Origin of the sequence: Bacillus sp. H1a (assembly GCF_000633475.1) — a bacterium.
Taxonomy (GTDB): Bacteria; Bacillota; Bacilli; order Bacillales; family Bacillaceae_G; genus Bacillus_A; species Bacillus_A paramycoides.
In genome coordinates, this window is record NZ_AYMH01000134.1 from 1 (window position 1) to 2,555 (window position 2,555).

3 protein-coding genes are annotated in these 2,555 nt (G+C 31.4%); 1 reads left to right on the plus strand and 2 read right to left on the minus strand.

Annotated elements, in window-relative coordinates:
* Nucleotides 1-396: 396 nt before the first annotated feature.
* Together U860_RS0130575 and U860_RS36170 are read right to left on the minus strand one after the other, a co-directional pair.
* Nucleotides 397-1,041, minus strand: a complete 645-nt coding sequence (locus U860_RS0130575) for a hypothetical protein (protein ID WP_025151445.1) — start codon at nucleotides 1,039-1,041, stop codon at nucleotides 397-399.
* Nucleotides 1,042-1,446: 405 nt separating this feature from the next.
* Nucleotides 1,447-1,614: a hypothetical protein gene (locus U860_RS36170; protein ID WP_205206382.1), complete on the minus strand. Its 168-nt coding sequence runs from the start codon at nucleotides 1,612-1,614 to the stop codon at nucleotides 1,447-1,449.
* 357 nt (nucleotides 1,615-1,971) lie between these two features.
* Between U860_RS36170 and U860_RS0130585 the strand changes: the two genes are divergently transcribed.
* Nucleotides 1,972-2,283: a hypothetical protein gene (locus U860_RS0130585; RefSeq protein ID WP_025151446.1), complete on the plus strand. Its 312-nt coding sequence runs from the start codon at nucleotides 1,972-1,974 to the stop codon at nucleotides 2,281-2,283.
* The last annotated feature ends 272 nt before the right edge of the window (nucleotides 2,284-2,555 follow it).

Genomic DNA, 2,555 nt, shown 5'->3' on the forward strand with positions numbered 1-2,555 from the left:
TCGTGCAACCTCATACAATATATGTCGTCAAGTACAAGACGCTAAAACATAAGGAGAACCAAACAATCTGTACGGTATGGTAACAGCATCTTAACCCATGAACCTATACGGTCTGTCCTGGGAGTGGTGATAGCAAATCGCAATCTTGCACGTCAGCGATACCTGAAATGGACTTCGCCTTTGGTAGCAAGAATCCCACTGACGTATGTCAGCTTGCCCCTTTAGGGGTGGAAGTGTCAAAAATGTACTATGAAAGACTTTTAGACAGATACATTCTAGGATACTACAAAATACATATATATTTTTATGCATTTATGCATTTTCTTCATTTTTTTAAACCAATAGGCATATTTTGTATAATATTTAAAGGGTTTTTGATGTTTCTATGAAAATAAATCAAATTTTCCTATATTGATTCCGTAAAAGGCTATCATACAAGATAAGAGATTTATTCTTTTGTTTTTCTTTTAAAATTTCAAATTGATTAATGAAAGATTCTGAACAATCATGTTCTTTTATGAAATGTTCTAATATTGAGTAAGCAGTGTGAAGAACTTCAGAATCGTGCTTAGCCTGATAATATTCTATATACTTCTTAAAATCCGGAGGAAGATATAAATAAGGAATATTAGACAATTGCCCCTTTGGCCCTTCAGAAATAGAAAATAAGAGTAAATCTTGCTCTTGTATATATTCCCTCTCTTGATCGCTATGATATTGATAGGAAAGTCTCGCTATGAATTTCGTATCATAGTCTGATTCCACTTGAGTAATTGTTACAAAATCATTTATTTTCAAAGACCCACCTTGGTATACAAACTTCTTAGCATTTTTTACATTTGGATTATTATAAGACAGTTCTTTTATAGATTGAATTTCAAATGTAGTATGACCATGTGCTTTATCATTTTTGTTAAGATAAGTACTACAAATAAGTACAAAATTATCATAAAAATCGGGTGCTGTAGAAATACAAGGTAAACATTGAATTTCTATAATTGAATACTCATAAGACGTATTGATGTTACTTGGAAAAATCATTTTATAATTCTCCTTTAAATTTATTGCTCATGCCATATAATCAATCTTCATGAAAAATAGAAAAGCCATTATCGAATTGATAAGGGCTTTTCACATACTTTTATATAGAATAAAAATCAGATGCCTATAGAAGTATAACATAAAATTCAAGTAAAACAATGTGCTTCTGTTGCAAAGTTTGAAAAAACATAAACAGGTTGGTAAATGCAGAACAATGTTTCGGAAGAAGTTAGTTCCAAATTTGATAGATGAGATTTCCATATTCATGAACCGGTTCTGGTGCGCTTATATATTTTAAAAAGAAAAGACACCCTAAGGTGCCTTCCTCCGACTTGATAACCACTTTAATTTTAATAACATTGGACTCCCATCCAAGTATTATTATACCATGTTAAGTTATTTTGTTCATTTATGCTGGTCGTCTGTAGGCTGTTTTGTAGTCCATGTAGCGATTAATAAGAAAATAATAGCAATAACTACACCTAAAAGTCCTTGTTTGAGCCACATGGATAAGGCGAAATTTGAAACAATAGCTAAAAAAATAAATATTACGGTATATTTATTGAATCTCATTACGAATAACCTCCCAATGGAACCATATTCAAGAAAATTTTACCATTTTCTTGTTTCGTAAAAAATAGTATTAAACAAAATTCAGATTCTTTATTTGCAATTAAAATCTATATTTTGTTGAAATTATTCTTTTAAAGGGGTGGGATCCCGAAAATGCGGATGCTATCCTAAGTAAAGCACTATAACCCAACTACTTTTTATAAAAGATTTTATGCAAAAAAAGAATAGCAGGGATTCTCCCTTATCCTGGCTACCGATAATGAGACGTTATGTTAACTTTACATGAATATCTTATTTATCCAAATTTGTACAAAAACGTCCTTGCTAATGGTACAATTAGGATAACGGAGGAATATTATGGGATATCTTAATCAACTTTATGTAATATTGCTTTTTATAATCGGCATGGCAATATTCTCATTCTTCAAGTCTGATTCACCAAAAACTAAGGATAAAAATCTAATATTCATAATGGGCAGTTTAGGGGTAAATCTATGCACAATTCCAGTGGCTTTTTTTATAGGTGTGATGGCAACAGACTCTCCATATAGTACTGAACTTGATTTTTGGGAAGGATTTCTCTTTATTCAGGCAATACCGCTCCTTATACTACTTGTAGCTTTGATATGGTGGTTTATCCGCAAGGGCAAAGAAAAAATCGACACATAGAATTTTAAAATGACTTCCGCTAACGATAATTATGTAAATAAGCTGTCCATATGGGCAGCTTATTATATTTTTTGCTTAGCGTATGTTTTCGTTAAAATGTTGGCGATACGACTCATATAAATAAATAAGATAAGAAAACTCCATCTACATATTGTTAAGAGATAATAAAGTTGTTTAATTTACAATAAAGTCCTTTGAAAATGTAGTGTTGTGCTATCTTAAGGGGAAGTTCATCTTGAATCGATAGATTCATACAAAAACGCCATCCTTTC

Coding starts and splice junctions, on each gene's coding strand:
- U860_RS36170 (WP_205206382.1), bottom strand. CDS start 1,614: ATGAGATTCAATAAATATACCGTAATATTTATTTTTTTAGCTATTGTT.
- U860_RS0130575 (WP_025151445.1), bottom strand. CDS start 1,041: ATGATTTTTCCAAGTAACATCAATACGTCTTATGAGTATTCAATTATA.
- U860_RS0130585 (WP_025151446.1), top strand. CDS start 1,972: ATGGGATATCTTAATCAACTTTATGTAATATTGCTTTTTATAATCGGC.